This is a genomic window from Acinetobacter sp. ANC 3903 (genome assembly GCF_002135315.1).
Classification (GTDB): Bacteria; Pseudomonadota; Gammaproteobacteria; order Pseudomonadales; family Moraxellaceae; genus Acinetobacter.
Genome location: NZ_NEGA01000001.1, coordinates 96,802 through 116,352, shown reverse-complemented (window position 1 = coordinate 116,352; position 19,551 = coordinate 96,802). Strand labels below are relative to the sequence as shown.

The following is a 19,551-nucleotide window of genomic DNA, read 5'->3' as shown; positions in this document are numbered from 1 at the left end:
TTTATTTCAATCAGAGCTTAATGCTGAAGCACAGAAATATCCGCAACTGCTGTAAACAAGCCACGTAACTGAGCAAGTAAACGTAAACGGTTTGCTTTCAATTCAACATCATCTGCCATTACCATTACACCGTCAAAGAATGCATCAACTGGTGCACGAAGTGCAGCTAAAGCAGAAAGCGCAGCTGTGTAGTCTTTGGCAGCAAATAATGGCTCAACCACAGGTGTAATTTTCGCAAGTTCAGCGAATAATGCTTTTTCAGCATCTTCAACCAGGTTCGTTTCAACTACCGCACCTGTAGGCTCAGCTTCTTTAGCCAAGATATTCGCAACACGCTTATTTGCAGCAGCTAAAGCAGCAGCTTCAGGCAATGCACGGAAGTGATTTACCGCATTTACACGCTTGTCAAAATCAAGCGGTGATTTTGGTGACAAGGCTTGAACAGCTTGAATGACATCTACAGCCACGCCTTGGTCTTCGTATTTCGCACGGTAACGACCTTCAAGGAATGCAACCGCATCATTTAAAGTCTTAGCATGATCTTTTAATACATCGCCATAGGCAGCTAAAGCAAGTTTGATCAAATCTTCAATTGAAACATCAAGCTCATTTTCAGTCACTAAACGCAGAATACCAATTGCAGAACGACGCAGTGCAAACGGGTCTTTAGAACCTGTAGGTGCTTGACCAATACCAAAAATACCGGTCAAGGTATCTAAACGGTCGGCAAGGGCAATGGTTGTACCTGTTTTGGTTTTAGGTAAAACGTCACCTGCGAATTTAGGAAGATATTGCTCGCCTAGCGCTTCTGCAACTTCATCATTTTCGCCTTCAATGCGTGCGTAGTAAGTACCCGCGATGCCTTGAAGTTCTGGGAATTCACCAACCAGTTCAGAAGTTAAGTCGCATTTTGCAAGAAGGGCAGCTTTTTCAGCATCGGAAGCCGAAGCACCTGTAATTGGTGCAAGCGCAACAGCCAATTTTGCAATACGTTCAGACTTGTTCCACAAAGTACCCAATTCAGCCTGGAATACCATGTTCGCCAGTTTTTCTTTACGTGATGCAAGCAGTTGCTTTTGGTCTTGCAAGAAGAAGAATTCAGCATCAGACAAACGTGGACGAACCACTTTCTCATTACCTTCAATAATTTGAGCCGGATCTTTAGACTCAATATTTGAAACAGTAATGAAGTACGGTTGAAGTTTGTTGTCAGCATTTACCAAACAGAAATACTTCTGGTTGTCCTGCATCGTTGTAATAAGCGCTTCTTGCGGTACAGCAAGGAAACGTTCTTCAAAGCTTGCACGAAGTGCAACAGGCCATTCTACAAGTGCTGTTACTTCGTCACGAAGATCTGCTGGCACAATGGCAATGGCATTCACTTCATCAGCCAATGCTTTTACTTGACCGTCGATGATTGCTTGACGCTCTTCAAAAGAAGCCACAACGTGAGCTGCTTTTAACTTCGCTAAGTATTCATCAGCATGCGTTAAAGTGATTGCTTCAGGTGCATGGAAACGATGACCGAAAGTCACGTTGCCTGCTTTGTGATCCTGAATTGTTGCATCAATCACATCGTTATCTTTAAGCAACACAACCCATTTTACCGGACGTACGAATTCGGTACGGCTTGCCGCTGAACGCATGCGTTTTGCAATTGGCAGGTTATCTAAAGCTGCTTGTAAAATTTGTGGCAGTAAAACGTCAAGGCTTTGACCTTTCACATCTTTCAAGTAGCACACTTTTTCAACTTTACCAGCTTTAAACGTCGATACTTGATCCGCGGTGATGCCTTGACCACGCATAAAGCCTTCAAGTGCACGAGTCGGTTTGCCTTCAGCATCATATGCCGCTTGCACAGCAGGGCCGTCAAAACGTTTTTGCGTATCTGCTTGAGCACCATCAACATTGACAATTTTTAATGCCAAACGACGTGGCGCTGCATAGGCTTCGATTGAGTCGAATGCAAGACCAGCATCTTTTAAGCCTTTAACCGTTTCTGCATGCAGTGCATCACGTAATTTTTTTAAGCTTTTTGGTGGAAGTTCTTCACAGCCAAGTTCAAATAAAACAGTATGTTTAGACATTATTTGTTCTCCGCTGCTTTTTCTGCTTGAGCTGCTTCTGCTTCAACTTGTGCTTTTAACTGCGCCAACACTTCATCACGAAGTTCAGGTTCAGCCATTGGGAAACCAAGCTTCGCACGTGCTGCCACATAACTTGTTGCAATTGAACGTGCCAAAGTACGTACACGTAAAATATAACGCTGACGTTCAGTCACAGAAATCGCACCGCGAGCATCCAGCAAGTTAAAACTATGTGATGCTTTGATTACTTGTTCATATGCAGGAAGTGGAAGTTCAGCTTCGATTAAACGTGTCGCTTCAGCTTCGTAGAAGTCGAACAGTTCAAACATTTTTTCAACGTTGGCATATTCAAAGTTATAAGTTGATTGCTCAACTTCGTTCTGATGGAATACGTCACCGTAAGTTACAGTACCAAACTGACCTTTAGTCCAAACTAAGTCGTACACTGAGTCTACACCTTGAAGGTACATCGCAAGACGTTCAAGACCGTAAGTGATTTCACCTGTTACTGGGTAACATTCAACACCACCGACTTGCTGGAAGTAAGTGAACTGAGTCACTTCCATACCGTTAAGCCAAACTTCCCAGCCCAAGCCCCAAGCGCCAAGTGTTGGTGATTCCCAGTTATCTTCAACAAAACGAATGTCGTGAGTCAGGGTATCAATACCAATGGCTTCTAAGGAATCGAGATAAAGCTGCTGGATATTGTCCGGGTTTGGCTTAAGCACCACCTGGAACTGATAGTAGTGTTGTAAACGGTTCGGGTTTTCACCATAACGGCCATCTTTAGGACGACGTGAAGGTTGTACGTAAGCCGCGTTCCATGTTTCTGGCCCTAAAGCACGAAGGAAAGTTGCAGTGTGGAATGTCCCTGCCCCCATTTCCATATCGTAAGGTTGTAACACCACACAACCTTGTTCAGCCCAGTAGTTTTGTAAGGCAAGAATTAAGCCTTGAAATGTATCAATATGCGATATGGCGCGACTCATGTAGCATCCATTAAAATTAGAGAAAAATTGGCTCTAAGTATAAGGATTTTGTAGGGGAGTGGCAAAGGTCTTATCAAAGGTTATTGATATTTTACTTAAGCTTTGTATTAGGTTGATCTTTTAACTCTAGAAGGAGAATGTGATTTGAATTAATAGTTAATTGCTCATTGGTAGGATGCTTTGGAAGTTCAGTTAATAAACACACCTTTTGGTTTGTGTTTGTAAATTGATTGTCACCTAATAAATGATCTTTTCCTCGATAATGGGTATGGGATAATTTGCCATAATTATCTAAATCAAAAATAATTTCATAGGGTTGTTCATCTAGACCATCAATTTTTTTTAAGTTCTTTTTTTCTGTTTGTATGCCGCAAAAGACTTTATATTCAAAAGGATATTCTTTAGTAATTGGGTCAATTGCTAATGTTGAATCTATTACATTGGGTTTAAGAATATTGAAGCTTGCGTAAATACAAACTTTTTGTTTTTCGTTAAGAGCATTTAAATCTGAATTTCTATAAAAAGGAAATTGTCCTATTTGTGCGATTTTTTCATGATTTGCCCATTGCTCATAAGAACCATAGTTGTCTAAGTTAAAGTGAAAATTATACTGACCTCGTCCTCTACGAGTCGGTTCATAAGAGCTATATTCATATGTCCCACATAGTTTTTTAAAGGTGTATATAGTGGGCGGGCTATTTTTTAATTGGTAATAGAAAATTAAAAGTGGTAAGCAAAGACTTATAAAGATTAAGAACAAACCTAATTTGAGTGTCTTTGATGTCTTTAATAAATTTAAGACAAATAAAATCCATAACGTTGTTAGAACTGCAAAAACTGTAGATTGATGTTCTGTAATAAATTGAGGAAACATTTTGTTGTTTATGAATTTATTTTTAAGTTTAGGAAGGATTTTCAGGTAGTAGTAACCTAGTTGCATAACAAATTCCAAGAAAAACAATTAGGTAACTAAGATCTTAGAACGTTATTAAGATGCGATATGGTGCGACTCATGTAGCATCCATTAAAATTAGAGAAAAATTGGTTATAAGAAATCAGCTGTTAAAAAATGATTCACAGATTAATTGATAAATATAAGATGTAAAATAAATACACCTTCATGTCTCAGCATTTTATAATGCCGAACTTCCACTCCAATACAACAAATAGGCACACTGTGTTTCACTCAAAAGCAGACTGGCTGAATACCCTAAAACCCAATTTCAAAGTGCTTCCCTTAAAAGACCGCCTGCTGTGCGGTGTGGGTGCATTGCTGGGACTGGCACTTTCCTCCGTTATTAGCTGGTGGGTGCTTGGAGATATTAACGCATGGTATATCGCGCCGATGGGTGCATCTTCGGTGTTGCTGTTTGCCGTACCTGCCAGTCCTTTGGCCCAGCCATGGAATATGGTGGTGGGAAATATCATTGCCGGGATTATTGGAGTGACCTGTGCCGCATATATTCCAAACCTGACCGAAGCCTTTAGTGTGGCGGTCGGGCTGTCCATTATGTTGATGATGAGCACCGATTCATTGCATCCGCCGAGTGGGGCGGTGGCCATTACTGCCGTTTTGGGTGGCGAAGCAGTACATGAGTTAGGATATCACTTTATTTTTTATCCGGTTTTATTAAATTCCATGTTGTTGCTGGTCATTGCGATTGTATTTAACCGCTTGCTGGGAAAACAATATCCGCAAGTGGCCCAGATCAACCAGCGTTCTAAAGACCCAACGCCTACCCAGAAAGTCACCATTCAACCGCAGGATATTCAGGCAACGCTGGATCAGCAAACCGAGCTTTTGGATATTAGTGAATATGACTTGCAAAAAATTATTCTGGCAGCGCAAGAGAAAGCCAATGCCCGGGGAGTAAGTCTGTTTAAGTGTCAGGACATCATGACCAAAAACGTGATCAGCTTAAATGAAAATGATGATATCCATTCCGCACTGGATAAATTCAAACACATGAATTTAATGAGCCTGCCTGTGATTGATGCGCAGCAGCAACTGGTGGGAACCCTGGCTTTATATGAAGTGGTGGAATGGTTTAAGCGTGCCACCGATTTAAGAACCACATGGCAGCGTCAGGTTAAGGATATTATGATTCGACAGGTCGTGACCGTAAAACCGGAGCAACCGATTCAGGACTTGGTGCCGTATTTTGTGGAGCGCTCATTTAACTATATTGCCGTGGTGGAAAAACAGAAAATGGTCGGCATTATTAGCCGTGCCGATATGATTGCGGCATTGAATCAGCAGTTGAATGCAGCTGCATAAGCTAAAAATCAGGCAAAAAAAAAGCTACGACCGATTGGGGTATAAGTCGTAGCATAAAACGAACTCATTAGAGTTCAGCGAGGTATTAGCGATTTTGATCCGAATTTACGGTGCGGATCGGGTTGTTATAGGCTTGTGACTGACCAAACATACTATTTTGCTGTTTTGGTATCACCAACCATAAAATTAAATAAACCAAAATCCCCGAGAATGCTGCACTCATCACAGAGACAAGAATAAAAATAACGCGCAGTAAAGTGGCATTCCAACCAAAACGTTCAGCAATACCACCCATTACGCCGGCAATCATGTTCTGGCGCTTAGAGCGATATAAACCAACATTGGCCATCTAGGTCTCCTTAGAATGAGAAAATAAAAGTTAAAACAACATACTCATAATAAAGAGATGGAGATGCCCATACATTTTTAAAGTGGCAGGCCCCAAAAAATGGTTAAGTTATGTAAATAAATAATTACTGCAACCAGACTTGGGATATAAAATACACTTGTCCCAAAAAAAGTTGATTTATATCAATAAAAATCAATGAAATATGAAAATGCATTGCAAGATGATGAAACGCCTCTCATGACCTAAGCAATAAATGATTGAACAGATGAACAAGTCGCCGAAGAAAATAGAGGATTCAGGGAGGAACAGGTGTTTCAAAAAGCAGATTATCAGCTATGTATCTTGATTGCAGTTTCAGCAGCTCTGATTGGTTGTCATAAACCACTGGAGGATTCTGTGGCGAAACAGATCAAAGCAGAAACTTCAGCTAAAGCAGCCAGTGAGCAGGCGAAAAGCCTGACCCAGGTTGCAGGACAGGCGACTGTTCCGGTAGAAAAAGCTGAGCCAGTGCTGAAAAATACCATGCCGCAAAATGCCCAGCCCTATATCGGGCGTTATCAAATTACCATTAGCTGCAAAGACCCTTTTGTGAAGTGTGACCAGGGCACAAGTGACTTTGTCATCAATTTATTGGCTGATGGCACAGCACACCGTACCCTGATTCATCTGGGACAAATTACCTTTGATTCTAATTTTCACTACCGGCAAGATCGTTGGTCTTACGATGCTCAGCATCATCAGGTAATTTTGCATCGCTCAAATGGGGTGGAGTTTTTTTATAGGATTGATAAAGATGAAAATCTGGTGATGGATTTAGACAAAATTGCCCATGCTTCTGCGCAAAACCAGCAATATTTTGCCGAGGGCAATCCTTTTCCACAACAGGCATACCGTTTGCTTAAAGAGAAAGTCAGTTAAAGAAGAGAGGGGGCCGGTTGATTTAACCAGGCTTGCAATTTAAAAGGATGGAAATGCTCTAAATATGGAGCATTTTTTATTATGTATGTGTATAGATATAAAATGAATAATATAAAGAAATCTGGTGGGTTGTGAGGGGCTCGAACCCTCGACCAATAGATTAAGAGTCTACTGCTCTACCAACTGAGCTAACAACCCTGAGTGAGGATTAGTGAACTTAAAGCATCGCTTTAAGGGTTCACCCGAGTGCAAGAAAAAATCGAAGATTTTTTACAGTGATATTAAAGCACTGTGTTTTGCAACATCGGTGTAGCAAAATTTCGAGAATGGCGAATCAACCGAAACGGTGTGGTTTGTCTTGGTCGGAATATTGCAGGTTTCGTTTCTATTGTAGTACAGAAAGTGTAGTACAGAAAGAAGCCCTAAGAAAGAATGGTGGGTCGTCCGCGATTCGAACGCGGGACCAACGGATTAAAAGTCCGCTGCTCTACCAGCTGAGCTAACGACCCATTCAGAAAGAGTGCTTTTAAAAGCTAAAAAAGCTTCATGTCAGAAGCCTTTTAAAAGATGGTGGGTCGTCCGCGATTCGAACGCGGGACCAACGGATTAAAAGTCCGCTGCTCTACCAGCTGAGCTAACGACCCATCTTTAGGTTGATCAAAATAAGTGGTGGGTCGTCCGCGATTCGAACGCGGGACCAACGGATTAAAAGTCCGCTGCTCTACCAGCTGAGCTAACGACCCTGAACCAACATTCAGCGCTTGTCTGAATGTGCAGTGCAAGAAAATAAAGGCTTTCTAAACACCACTTTGTTTTGATGGAGCGTATTGTAGCAAGATATCAAACGAGCGCAAGTAAAAATTAGCAAACTTGTTGATGTTTGATTATAAATACAACAAATTTGCTTAATCTTGTTAAAAAACACCTGTTCTGAAATTAGAAACGGTATTTATAGGCTTGAATATTGCTGAATATTTCCGCAGTTAAATCACAATATTCGGTCGCATTCGGGAGTAATACCAACAGACGTTCATCGGTCTTGTTAGGATCAAAAGCCTGTTCTTTGAGCTTGTTCTTTTGATATTTAAAAGTGCCCGTAGTTTCGACCTGAGCTTGAATGCGTAAAAATACCGGAACAGCATAAGCCGGCAAACATTTTTTAAACTCGCTTGCCATTTGTTTTAAGTCTTGAGCGGTTAATTCTGCGCCATCACTCAAGGTGATGGCTGCCATACCGGCACGACCGTTGGTATGCGGAATTTCCACCCCATAAACCACCGCTTCAGCAATTTTTTCATATTCACTGACCGCATTTTCAACTTCGCTGGTAGAAACATTTTCGCCTTTCCAGCGGAAAGTATCACCCAGACGGTCTACGAACTGGGCATGACGGAAACCAATATCGCGTACCAGATCACCGGTATTAAAGTATGCGTCGCCATGTTTAAACACATCTTTCATAATCACGGCTTTGTTTTTTTCTGGATCGGTATAGCCATCAAAAGGGGAGCGGCGGGTAATTTTACCTACCAGTAAGCCGACTTCGCCTTTTTTCACTTTTTTACACCAGCCTTTGTCATCTTTCACGGGCTGATTGTTTTCTTTATCAAATTCAATAATGGCATAAGGCGTTGGAGAGAAGCCAACCGTGTTGTCAAAGTTAAACACGTTACTAAAACCGACATTACCTTCACTGGACGCATACAGCTCCAGCACTTCTTCAATGCCAAAGCGCTCTTTGAATTTGTCCCAGATATTCGGGCGCATGCCGTTACCAATCATTTTGGTGACACGGTGGCCTTTTTCCAGTTCAGATACTGGCGCATCCATTAAATAACGGCAGAGTTCACCGACATAACCGATGGCAGAAGCATCAAATTTTTGCACATCTTTCCAGAAGGAGGAGGTCGAATATTTACGACGCAGTGCCAAAGTGGCACTGCCGGCAATCACGCCACACCAGCACACCACAATACCGGTGGCATGATACAGCGGCAGTGTGCAGTACATCACATCATCAGATTTTAAATCCAGCACATGTCCATAGGTACCATAGGCCAGTGTCCAGCGGCTATGCGTGAAAATGACCGCTTTAGGCAAGCCCGTAGTGCCCGAGGTGTAGATGTAAAATAGACCATCTTTACCTTGAATAGTGTTCGTGGTTGGGGTGTTGAATTTGGGAAATTGATCTACTTTTTCTGCAAGATTGGCCCAGGCTTCAGGAGTTTTGCCTGCATCCTTTTGTGTGGCTTGGTCGGCGAACCAATGAAAACGGTCTGCTTGAAGCTGTAAATCCTGACGGACTTCTTCGACAGCATTACGGCATTCTTCACCGACAATGATGGCAATCGGTTTAACCAGATTGATACTGTGGGTCAGGGCTTTGCCTGTTTGTGAGGTGTTGACCAATGCAGCTGTCACCCCAATTTTTGCCAGGGCAATAACTGTGGCCACCAGTTCAGGACGGTTTTCCACCATCACCGCAATCACATCACCTCTACAGGCACCGATGGATAGATAAAAGTGTCCAATCTGGTTGGCCCATGCATTCAGTTCTTGATAGCTGAATTTCTGGTCTTCAAATAATAAAGCCATGCCGTGCGGATTGCGTTTTACCGCTTTTTCAAAGGCAATCCCTAAGCCTGCAGGAGTATTGGAGGTACGCAAATAGGCTTGTTTGAGACCACTCAACAGGTGAGGGACTTTACTCATAAATTTAGGTAATTTTGCTGCGACATCCGCAATACCAATAAGATCGCTCGGTGTGGTATGGTTCATATGAATCCTATTTATTTTTCGTAATCCAATACAGTTTATTTGTTCGCAATACGCTTGCAGTCATTTGTACTCTTGTCTTTTAGCCGTTTCAATCTAGTGCAATCAACCTAATCCGATAAAAGTATCAAAAAAAACCTAGTCACCGGAATGACTAGGTTTTTTTATTTCGCTGCATTAGAGCTAATTATGTGACTAATTATGACTCATTTGCAGGCGTTGCTTTCTTTGGTGGACGACCGCGAGGGCGACGAGGACGGACAGGTTTGTCAGCATCTTCACCTTCGGTTTTTTCAGCTTCTGCTTTAGGCTCAAGCTCAGTAGGTACATCCTGAGCAGCTTCTACCGCTAATTCAGCTTGTACCGGTTCTGCTGCCTGTTCAGTTTCTACTGGAGAAGCTATTGTTTCTGCAGCAGTTTCAGCAACCGCTTCAGTCACTACAGGCTCAGCCACTTCGGCTGTCACTGTTTCTGCTTCTGTGACAGGAGTAACTTCGGCTGGAACAGCTTCCGCAGGAGTCACTTCAGGTTCGCTATGTGCCTGCTTTACTTGCTCTAAAGCTTGTTCTGCAGCCTGTTTTGCCAAACGGCGACGTTCACGTGGATCATTTGCCACACGCTTGTCAGATACCGGTGTTGGCGGCGTTAAGTCCAGCACGGGTGCGGGTTCTGCTTCAGGTGCTGCTTTGGTTAATGCCACATCACGAGTCACAGGCTGTGCTGGTGCTTGCGCTTCAGTTGCCTGATGGCTGATGGTCTCGGCATATTGCTCGGTAAATTTTACCAAGGCACGGTTGAAAGTTGGAATTAAACCAAACTGTTCAATCAATACCGAGCAATCTTCACCATACACATGGCGAATGAGGCTGCCCACCGTGTATTGACCCAAAGTTGGAACCTGAGAAGGGCTTAACTTCGGTGCCTGAGCTTGTTTTGCCTGAGCTTCACGTTTTTGGCGACGATGCATACGCGGATCGTTGCTGGCACGTTTTTCTGCAGAACGTGGTTTGTGTTGCTCATGAGTTTCAGTTGCAGCAGCAGGTTTTTCTTCCTTCGCGGCCACTGCTTTCTCGATAACAGGTGCTGGGGCTTCAACAGCTACAGGCTCAGATGGGGCAATTGGCGCTTCAACTACAGAAGTTGAATTTAACGCAACAATTTCACTTTTTGCCTGATCGATATTGATCACCAATGCGGTTGGAAGAACATCCTGGCGAGGTGTATCAATTACTTCGACTTTAGGTTGCTGTTCATTCACTACCGCAGCAGGTGCAGCTTGTTGTGCTGGCTGTTCGTTCAATACGCTTTGATCGCGCTGGCGATTTGGGCGTTCAGGACGTTGCTGGTTACGACGGTCACGGCGTGGCACAGCATTTTGCTCTGCTTGTTGATCAGCGTTTTGCTGTTCAGCGTGTTGACGTCGAGTCGGGCGCTTGTTTTCACGTGAATCCTGGCGCTGTTCTGGACGTTGCTCTTGACGCTGCTCATGACGAGAAACCTGAACAATTTCTTCATGCACTTGGTTTTGCTGATTGTCGTGCTGAGTTTGTTCCCGTTGCTCTTTAGGCTTATTACGCTTTTTGTTGTGACGTTGCGATTTTTCTTCTTTATCAGAATATTTATCTGCAACTTCATGCTGTTCCTGTTTTTGTGTTACAGGCGCAGTTGGCGATAAGTAAGCATTGTTGTTTGCAGTGGCAACCGGTGGTGCGCTCTGAGTAGGCGCAGATGTTACAACCTGACCGAATTGACCACGGCTGACCGCACCACCATTGACCATTTGTTCAATGGCAGCAGCAGCATTGTTTGCAGTACGTGCTTGATCAACTGTTTTAGCTTGCTTTTGCACAAACAGGTTTTCTAGCCATGCACATGGGCTTGATGAAGCTTGAGCAACAGGCGCAACTTGAGCTGGTTGTGATTGCTGTACTTCTTGAGCTACTTGTTGTGGACGACGTTGTGGCTTGTTGTTTTGGTTTTTAGCCTGTTGCTGAGCAGGTGCCTGCGCAGCAGCTTGAGCTTGTTGCTCACCTTCCAAATGCCATTCAGAAGATTCATAACCCAACTCTTTTTCGCTTGAACGTGTTGCTTCGGTACGTTCATAGCTGGTTGGTGCAAAACCTTCAGCATTATAAGTGATTTCGTAATGCGGTGTTTCCAGGTGCGGATGTGGCAACACGGTTACACGGACATTTGAAGTTTGTTCTAAATACACCAAAGTATGACGCTTTTCATTCAACATGAATGCTGCGATTTCAACCGGAACTTCGACCTGAACTTCACCATGACGTTCGCGAAGTGCAATTTCTTCCACTTTACGCATAATCGAAAGGGAAAGAGAACGTAAATCACGCACCATACCTGTACCATGACAGCGTGGGCATACGTAACCGGTTGCTTCTTCAAGCGATGGGCGTAAGCGTTGACGGCTCATTTCCATTAAACCAAAACGGGACAATTGACCGAATTGAATACGGGCGCGGTCGCTTTGGGTCGCTTCACGAAGTTTGGCTTCAACCATGCGCTGGTTGCGGTCTTTAGTCATGTCGATGAAGTCGATTACTACCAGGCCACCGATATCACGTAAACGCAGTTGACGTGCAATTTCTTCGGCTGCTTCCAGGTTGGTATTTAAAGCGGTGTCTTCAACGTCGTGACCACGAGTCGATTTAGCCGAGTTAATGTCGATAGACACCAAAGCTTCAGTCTGGTCAATCACGATTGAACCGCCAGAAGGAAGTTTTACTTCACGTTCATAGGCAGTCTGGATTTGACTTTCAATACCGAAATGAGCAAATAAAGGCTCATTTAAAGTATAGGTTTTTAACTTGTCGATTTGACGTGGCATAACCGCTTTTACGAAGTTATACGCTTCGTTATAGGCTTGTTCAGAGTCAATCAGGATTTCTGCAACATCATCACGTAAGTAGTCACGAATTGCACGTGTTACCACACCGGCTTCTTGATGTACCAGCATTGGTGATGGACCAGAACCAGCCGTGTTTTGGATTTGTGCCCAAAGGTCCATCAAGTGTTGCAAGTCAAGTTGCAATTCTTCTTGAGAGCGACCAATACCCGCAGTACGAACAATCACACTCATACCACGAGGAATATTCAGTGAGGCCAACATTTCTTTCAATTCTTCACGAACTGAACCGGAAATTTGACGACTGATACCGCCACCTTTTGGATTATTTGGCATAAGCACCAAATAACGGCCGGCAAGCGAGATAAATGTAGACAGGGCAGCACCTTTATTGCCACGCTCTTCTTTTTCCACTTGTACTAAAAGTTCGGTACCTTCAGTGATCAATTCGCGGATATTTGAAGTTTGGCGAGGATCTGCCTTGTAGTAAGAGTTTGCGATTTCACGCATAGACAGGAAGCCCTGACGGCCTGCACCATACTCTACAAAAACAGCTTCTAAAGAAGGTTCAACGCGAGTCACGTGACCTTTATAGATATTGGATTTTTTTTGTTCACGGGTACGATTTTCTAGATCGAAATCGTAAAGACGCTGACCAGTGACAAGTGCAACGCGAATCTCTTCGGCATGTGTTGCATTAATCAACATACGTTTCATGGGTGTAACACCTAATAGTGATACACACCAAAACATCGCTATACACGTAGCGAACATCACACATTACGGATCAACACCCAGATCTCAAAATGACGCAATTGTGGTCTGAGCTTTTTTACCGGCCTTTTTTTAGGCTTCGGTTTTTGATTCACGTATTGAAGATGGCAATACGGCTTCAATCTTATAAACGATTAAAGTCACCTGAACGATTCACTGGCGGACTAACGGTGCATTAGATGTGAGTAACTTTCACTGTCACGTAGCTTGAAGACCGTCCCTTCATTAATTCATGATCGGGCGTCTTGATACGGAATTATCATCGTATCGTTGCTTTATGTGCAGATCCAATGCATCAACGTTATAGCCTGAATACAACTTCAGGGTGCGACTAATCTGATGTGTATCAGTTTACGTTTAAAAACCAACTTAACGTTGGCGACATATTTTTTAGGGCAAACTGATTTATGTACGAAGTACAATTAAACGCAACAGTTTGCTTTTTTGCCGATATAATAAGCCTTCGGCGTCGGCATATTCTTTAGGGACCTTTCCGTGTTTAATGTGAATTGTGAAATTTAATTTTGAGCTTCAAAAATATTGAAGGAATTAAATTTTTTCACACTAACGGTGGTATCCGTGCGCTGACTATATCAAACCTTGCATCATCTGCCTATGGGCTAAGCTTATGTTTCTTGTGTAAAGCATAGCCTAAGTGATCAGTTTTTAATCAATTTTAGTATTTTTTGGGTCATCGTAACTGTATGAATTCTACGCAAGAATGGCAAAGTGTCACCTGGTTTGAAGTGGACGAGCATCAATTAGGTCAACGTATCGATAATTTTTTATTTTCCAGACTCAAAGGTGTGCCTAAAAGTCGGATTTATCGTTTAATCCGTGAAGGACAGGTTCGGGTCAATAAAAAGCGCATTAAAGCGGAAACCAAACTCAATATTGGCGACCAGATTCGCGTTGCGCCGATTCGTTATGAGCAAAAAGATGAAACGGCGGCACCAGTATCGGACAAAGTGGCGCAAAGCCTGCTCAGTCGAGTGGTGTATGAAGATGAAGGCCTGATGGTGATAAACAAACCTTCAGGGATTGCCGTGCATGGCGGTAGCGGTGTGGCTTATGGCCTGATTGAAGGTCTGCGTGCTGCAACGGGCAAGAAATATCTGGAACTGATTCACCGTATTGACCGTGACACTTCTGGCCTGGTGATGATCAGTAAAAAACGCAGCACCTTAAAAACACTGCAAGATTTACTGCGTGAACACAAAATTAAAAAGACCTATGCTGCAATTGTTAAAGGGCAGGTCAGTCTGGATAAACAGCTGATTGATGCACCTTTGCATCGCTATGAGCTGGCCAATGGCGAGCGTCGGGTTCGTGTGTCGAAAGAAGGTAAAGACAGTAAAACCCAATGGAATGTGGCAGAGCGTTTCATGCATGGCACACTGGTGTATGCTTCACCGCTTTCTGGCCGTACCCATCAGATTCGTGTTCATGGTTTAAGTATTGGTCACCCTTTAATTGGTGATGAAAAATATGGTCATGAAACCGAATATAACGGGCCGAAGCCACGTCGTTTGTGTTTGCATGCGATGCGACTGGAAATTCCGGGTTATCCTACCATTGAAGCGCCATTACCTGAAGATATGCAGAGTTTGGTGGCGCAGTTAAGAGCACAGAAGAAAGATAAAGAGTCTTCTTGATTGATCTCTAATTTCCTGTAATTGGAAATTCTCCTCTTTAAGAAAGAGGGGTTAGGGGAGATTAAAATTCGCTATACAAAATGTGGATTATGACTTTTCAAAGAATCCTCTCCCTAACCCTCTCCTTTAAGAAAGGAGAGGGGGACGTTACGATATCGAATGAGAGGAATGAATTAAATTTTGGTAAATTTATCTCAAGATATCCAATTCATTATCCTCTGAACTTGAAAAATAATAGAATCTCCTTCTTCTTTTAGGAGATGAGCATCCTCGAAATATATTTCGAGTTCGCAAGGGAGAGGTCAATTTCAGTTATTATTGACCCCGAATCAAATATTGGACTCAAACATGAACACACCTGTAGAACTCATCATTTTTGACTGGGATGGAACGCTATTTAATTCAGTCGGTCAGATTGTTGCGAGCCTACAGTTTGCGGCACAGCAGTTCGAGCAGCCGCTGACAGAAGCTGCTGCAAAAAGCATTATTGGTCTGGGTTTGCCGGAAGTGGCGCAAGTCTTGTTTCCAGAAGTGCCTGAATTACATCATGAGATTTTGCAGTGTTATGCCACTCACTATGTGGAAAACTCCAAAGGAGATGCATGGTTTGAAGGGGTTTCGGTTATGTTGCAGGATCTAAAGGCACAAGAGGTGAAACTTGCTGTGGCGACAGGAAAAAGCCGTAAAGGTTTAGACCGTGTGCTTCATCAAACAGCCAGTGATGACCTGTTTGATGTGACCCGTGCAGCCAGTGAAACCAAATCCAAGCCTGATCCTTTAATGCTGACTGAAATTTTACAAGTCACCGGCATTAGTGTTGAAAATGCCATTATGGTGGGTGATACCTCTTATGATCTGGAAATGGCACAAAATATTGCCATGCCGCGTATAGGGGTGAGTTATGGTGTACATACGCCTGAAGTCCTTGCCCACTATAATCCGCTAGCCATTGCAGAGGATGTTGCGGATTTGCATCAGCTTTTATTAAAACATGTGAATTTAAAACAGGCGGTTTAATTCCAGGATGATGGGTTAAGAGGAGGATTTTAAATCCTCCCTTTTTTATCTTTATTTCATTTGATCTGCTGATGTCTGGCACTCAAAAGTTTAACTATCATAAAGCTCTATTGATATGTATGCAGATCTACCTTGATATTGAAAAAGTACCGCGATGGAACAGAATTGTGGACTGCGAAGCTAATCAGCCGCATATGAGCTGAAGATAAAACTGATTGATAATTAAAATATAAGATATTGATTTTTAATTGGTGTTTTTAGAACTGATAATTTAATAAAAAAAGGCTTGTACTAAAAACAGGCAAAGCATCTAGTCTTTTAGTCGTAGATCGATGGTTATTCTATGAATCTGACAATTTGTCCTGAAGCACATGAAAGAAAGCATTTTTTAATATCTTGTTCATATGTCTGTTTTTTAAAAATAAAACCAAGTCAATTTATAGGAATTAGCTATTGTCATAAATAAAATAAGTATTGGCATAAAAAGCGCAATTTTCCGATTCTAAAACTGTTTATACATATACGCGTTTGCCAAGATGGGCAGCACCCCTTTGCTGATGGCTTTGATCAGTTCACAGATTTTTTCTCGTTGTTCATTCCATTTCCATCGATAACGGTATAAGTCCAATTTTTGCAGTTTAAGGAAACATTGATGTCGAATTCTGCTGTTGTTGAATCAGTTGCGCAAGCATTACGTGACGCTGAACTATCAAAAACTGCGATTGCACCAGTTCGCCCGCAACTTGGCGGTGAAAATGCTGATGTGGATATTGCCTACGCAGTTCAGGAAGTAAATACCAAACGTGCAGAGGCTGAAGGCCGCCGTTTAACCGGTCGTAAAATCGGTTTAACCTCTAAAGTTGTGCAAGCGCAGCTGGGCGTAGACCAACCGGACTTCGGTATGTTGTTTGCTGACATGGCTTATGGTGATGGCGAAGCTATTCCTGCGGGTCTGTTGATTCAACCGAAAGTTGAAGCAGAAATCGCGTTAATTATCAATAAAGATTTAACTCAAGAAAAACACACTTATGCAGACATTATCAGTGCAACTGAATATGCATTGCCTGCTGTAGAAGTCGTGGATAGCCGTATCGAAAACTGGAAAATTTCATTGATTGATACTGTTGCAGATAACGCATCTTCTGCGGCTTATGTACTCGGTTCACGTCCTGTGAAACTGGAAAATTTAGACCTTGTAAATTGCAAAATGACCATGACCCGTGCTGGCGAAGTTGTATCGACTGGTGTGGGTAAAGCCTGTCTTGCTAATCCATTAAATGCCGCTGTTTGGCTGGCGGATGAAATGGTACGCCGTGGCCGTCCACTTCTTGCCGGCGACATTATTTTAACCGGTGCATTAGGTCCTATGGTTGTCGCCAACCCGGGTGATGAATTCCAGGTTGAAATTGAAGGTTTTGGTTCTGTAACTGCTGCATTCGCTGCTGAATAAGTCCAGATTTTAAGAGCGTTTTTAAGAGAAATTGTTCATGAAAAAGATTAAATGTGCATTGATCGGTCCAGGCAACATCGGTACTGACTTGCTGTATAAATTACAACGCAGTGAATTTTTAGAGCCAGTTTGGATGGTGGGTATTGATCCGACTTCTGAAGGTTTGGCACGTGCTGCGAAAATGGGTTTGAAAACCACAAGTGAAGGTGTAGACGGTTTACTGCCTCACGTTCTAGAAGATGACATCAAAATTGCATTCGATGCAACTTCTGCATACGTTCATGCAGAAAACAGCCGCAAGTTAAATGAACTTGGCGTGTTGATGATTGACTTAACCCCAGCGGCAATTGGTCCTTACTGCGTACCACCAGTAAATCTTGAAGCTTTGCTTGAAGCGGGTGAATTACCAAACGTGAACATGGTGACTTGTGGCGGTCAGGCAACTATTCCGATGGTTGCAGCAATTTCACGTGTTCAACCGGTTGAATATGGTGAAATCATCGCGACTGTGTCGACTAAATCAGTTGGTCCGGGTACACGTAAAAACATCGACGAATTCACCCGTACCACTGCTGGTGCAATTGAAAAAGTCGGTGGTGCAAAAGCGGGTAAAGCGATCATCATTATTAACCCGGCTGAGCCACCATTGATGATGCGTGACACTGTGCACTGTCTTGTTGAAGGCGAGCCAGATCAAGCAGCGATCACTGAATCAGTGCATGCGATGATCAAAGAAGTTCAAAAATACGTTCCAGGTTACAAACTGGTCAATGGTCCTGTATTTGACGGAAACCGTGTATCTATCTTCCTGGAAGTTGAAGGTCTGGGTGATTACCTGCCTAAATATGCCGGCAACCTCGACATTATGACTGCAGCTGCTGCACGTACTGCAGAAATGTTTGCAGAACGCGTATTAAACACTGCTGAAGCTTAAGGAATACCAAAATGTCTAAGATTATTATTAATGATATGACTTTACGTGATGGTATGCATCCTATGCGCCATCAAACTACACCTGAACAAATGGTTGCCATTGCAACTGCTTTGGATGATGCAGGTGTACCTTTAATCGAAGTTACACATGGTGACGGCTTAGGCGGTAATTCTGTGAACTACGGTTTTGCAGCAGCAACCGATGAAGAATACCTAAAAGCGGTAATTCCAAACCTGAAACAGGCGAAAGTATCTGCGCTTTTACTTCCTGGTATTGGTACGGTTGACCATTTGAAAATGGCGCATGACGTTGGTGTAGCAACCATTCGTGTGGCAACGCACTCAACTGAAGCTGACGTTTCTGAACAGCACATTACTGCTGCACGTAAACTTGGCATGGACACTGTGGGCTTCTTGATGATGGCGCACATGGCAACTCCTGAAAAACTTTTGGAAGAAGCCAATAAAATGGTGTCATACGGTGCAAACTGTATCTATGTAACTGACTCTGCTGGTTATATGTTGCCTCAAGACGTGACTGACCGTGTAGGTATTTTACGTGCCAACCTGGCTTCAGAGATCGAAATCGGTTTCCACGGTCACCATAACCTGGGTATGGGTGTTGCGAACTCTGTTTCAGCGGTTCAAGCTGGTGCAACGCGTGTCGATTTAGCTTCTGCAGGTTTAGGTGCAGGTGCAGGTAATACTCCACTTGAATTGTTTGTTGCGGTTGCCAACCGTATGCAAATGGAAACAGGTGTGGACTTGTTTAAAGTTCAAGATGTTGCGGAAGATTTAATCATTCCAATGATGACACATCAGATCCGTGCTGACCGTGATGCAGCAACTTTAGGTTATGCCGGTGTTTACTCTTCGTTCCTGTTATTTGCTAAACGTGCTGAAGCGAAATATGGCGTGTCTGCGCGTGAAATTCTGATGGAATTGGGTCGCCGTGGTACTGTCGGTGGTCAGGAAGACATGATTGAAGATTTGGCATTGACCATGTCTAAAGCCAAAGAAGCCAATGCTTAATTTATTTTAAGTTGAAGCTGAAAAAGCGTCCGAAAGGGCGCTTTTTTTTATGGCTAGACCTTGATTTTACACTTGAGTTTATAGATAAAAAATATCATATCATAGGATGGTTATATTAATATAATCAATTATTTAAGTAGCTTTAGCTCTGGGTTAAACTTAAAAGCGATTAATCAATTTTTTTTTGCGCTCCAAAAGCCTAAATTTTTTTAAAATAAACACTGAAACAAAGGTTTAACAAAAATGAAATGAAAGGAAGATAAAATGACTTATTGTTTAAAGTTCTTAACGTGAGCTGAATCTTTAAAATAAAAACAAGCAGAAATAGCAATAAAGGCAATAAATCTTAATACTCTGGTCGGATTTCGTTTTTTGTGATTGTTTAGCATGATGGCGCCATAGCTTAATTTGATTACTAGGGAATTCAG

The 19,551-nt window shown here is 42.8% G+C and carries 13 protein-coding genes and 4 tRNA genes; 7 read left to right on the top strand and 10 right to left on the bottom strand.

Annotated features, from left to right (window positions below; all coding sequences use genetic code 11):
- Window positions 1–17: 17 nt before the first annotated feature.
- The 3 genes from glyS to B9T29_RS00540 all read right to left on the bottom strand — a co-directional run bounded on the left by glyS (window position 18) and on the right by B9T29_RS00540 (window position 4,016).
- Entirely contained in the window at window positions 18–2,087 is a 2,070-nt protein-coding gene (gene glyS, locus B9T29_RS00550) for a glycine--tRNA ligase subunit beta (RefSeq protein WP_086174046.1), read from the bottom strand.
- Window positions 2,087–3,076, bottom strand: a complete 990-nt coding sequence (gene glyQ, locus B9T29_RS00545; protein ID WP_086174045.1) for a glycine--tRNA ligase subunit alpha — start codon at window positions 3,074–3,076, stop codon at window positions 2,087–2,089. Before glyQ ends, glyS begins: the two co-directional genes overlap by 1 nt.
- 91 nt (window positions 3,077–3,167) lie before the next feature.
- Entirely contained in the window at window positions 3,168–4,016 is an 849-nt protein-coding gene (locus tag B9T29_RS00540) for a hypothetical protein (protein ID WP_086174044.1), read from the bottom strand.
- Window positions 4,017–4,253: 237 nt separating this feature from the next.
- Here B9T29_RS00540 and B9T29_RS00535 point away from each other — a divergent pair, with 237 nt between their 5' ends.
- Window positions 4,254–5,354 (top strand): HPP family protein, encoded by a 1,101-nt coding sequence (locus B9T29_RS00535; RefSeq protein ID WP_086174043.1) that lies wholly within the window; start codon window positions 4,254–4,256, stop codon window positions 5,352–5,354.
- An 85-nt stretch (window positions 5,355–5,439) separates the two neighbouring features.
- Here B9T29_RS00535 and B9T29_RS00530 read toward each other — a convergent pair whose 3' ends face one another.
- On the bottom strand, window positions 5,440–5,703 hold the full coding sequence (locus B9T29_RS00530; RefSeq protein ID WP_086174042.1) for a PspC domain-containing protein: 264 nt from the start codon (window positions 5,701–5,703) through the stop codon (window positions 5,440–5,442).
- A 309-nt stretch (window positions 5,704–6,012) separates the two neighbouring features.
- On the opposite strand from B9T29_RS00530, the gene B9T29_RS00525 reads away from it, so the two are divergent.
- Window positions 6,013–6,621 carry a hypothetical protein gene (locus B9T29_RS00525; protein ID WP_086174041.1) on the top strand — a complete coding sequence of 203 codons (609 nt, stop codon included), beginning with the start codon at window positions 6,013–6,015 and terminating at the stop codon, window positions 6,619–6,621.
- Between the two features lie 122 nt (window positions 6,622–6,743).
- On the opposite strand, the gene B9T29_RS00520 is transcribed toward B9T29_RS00525, so the two are convergent.
- From B9T29_RS00520 to B9T29_RS00495, 6 genes are all read right to left on the bottom strand, one after another.
- Window positions 6,744–6,819 (bottom strand) — tRNA-Lys (locus B9T29_RS00520).
- 235 nt (window positions 6,820–7,054) lie between these two features.
- Window positions 7,055–7,130: transfer RNA gene (locus tag B9T29_RS00515), tRNA-Lys, on the bottom strand.
- A gap of 59 nt (window positions 7,131–7,189) precedes the next feature.
- A tRNA-Lys gene (locus tag B9T29_RS00510) sits at window positions 7,190–7,265 on the bottom strand.
- Window positions 7,266–7,288: 23 nt separating this feature from the next.
- Window positions 7,289–7,364 (bottom strand) — tRNA-Lys (locus tag B9T29_RS00505).
- A 193-nt stretch (window positions 7,365–7,557) separates the two neighbouring features.
- Window positions 7,558–9,399 carry a long-chain-acyl-CoA synthetase gene (locus tag B9T29_RS00500; protein ID WP_086174040.1) on the bottom strand — a complete coding sequence of 614 codons (1,842 nt, stop codon included), beginning with the start codon at window positions 9,397–9,399 and terminating at the stop codon, window positions 7,558–7,560.
- Window positions 9,400–9,595: 196 nt separating this feature from the next.
- Window positions 9,596–12,979 carry an Rne/Rng family ribonuclease gene (locus tag B9T29_RS00495; protein ID WP_086174039.1) on the bottom strand — a complete coding sequence of 1,128 codons (3,384 nt, stop codon included), beginning with the start codon at window positions 12,977–12,979 and terminating at the stop codon, window positions 9,596–9,598.
- A gap of 761 nt (window positions 12,980–13,740) precedes the next feature.
- Between B9T29_RS00495 and B9T29_RS00490 the strand changes: the two genes are divergently transcribed.
- From B9T29_RS00490 to dmpG, 5 genes are all read left to right on the top strand, one after another.
- On the top strand, window positions 13,741–14,691 hold the full coding sequence (locus tag B9T29_RS00490; protein WP_086174038.1) for an RluA family pseudouridine synthase: 951 nt from the start codon (window positions 13,741–13,743) through the stop codon (window positions 14,689–14,691).
- Between the two features lie 348 nt (window positions 14,692–15,039).
- Entirely contained in the window at window positions 15,040–15,708 is a 669-nt protein-coding gene (locus B9T29_RS00485; protein ID WP_086174037.1) for an HAD-IA family hydrolase, read from the top strand.
- 652 nt (window positions 15,709–16,360) lie between these two features.
- Complete coding sequence (gene mhpD / locus B9T29_RS00480) at window positions 16,361–17,158, top strand: 2-keto-4-pentenoate hydratase (RefSeq protein WP_086174036.1); 798 nt, start codon at window positions 16,361–16,363, stop codon at window positions 17,156–17,158.
- A 37-nt stretch (window positions 17,159–17,195) separates the two neighbouring features.
- Window positions 17,196–18,092, top strand: coding sequence for an acetaldehyde dehydrogenase (acetylating) (locus B9T29_RS00475; protein WP_086174035.1), 897 nt, complete (start codon window positions 17,196–17,198; stop codon window positions 18,090–18,092).
- An 11-nt stretch (window positions 18,093–18,103) separates the two neighbouring features.
- Window positions 18,104–19,123, top strand: a complete 1,020-nt coding sequence (gene dmpG / locus B9T29_RS00470; RefSeq protein ID WP_086174034.1) for a 4-hydroxy-2-oxovalerate aldolase — start codon at window positions 18,104–18,106, stop codon at window positions 19,121–19,123.
- Window positions 19,124–19,551: the final 428 nt, after the last annotated feature.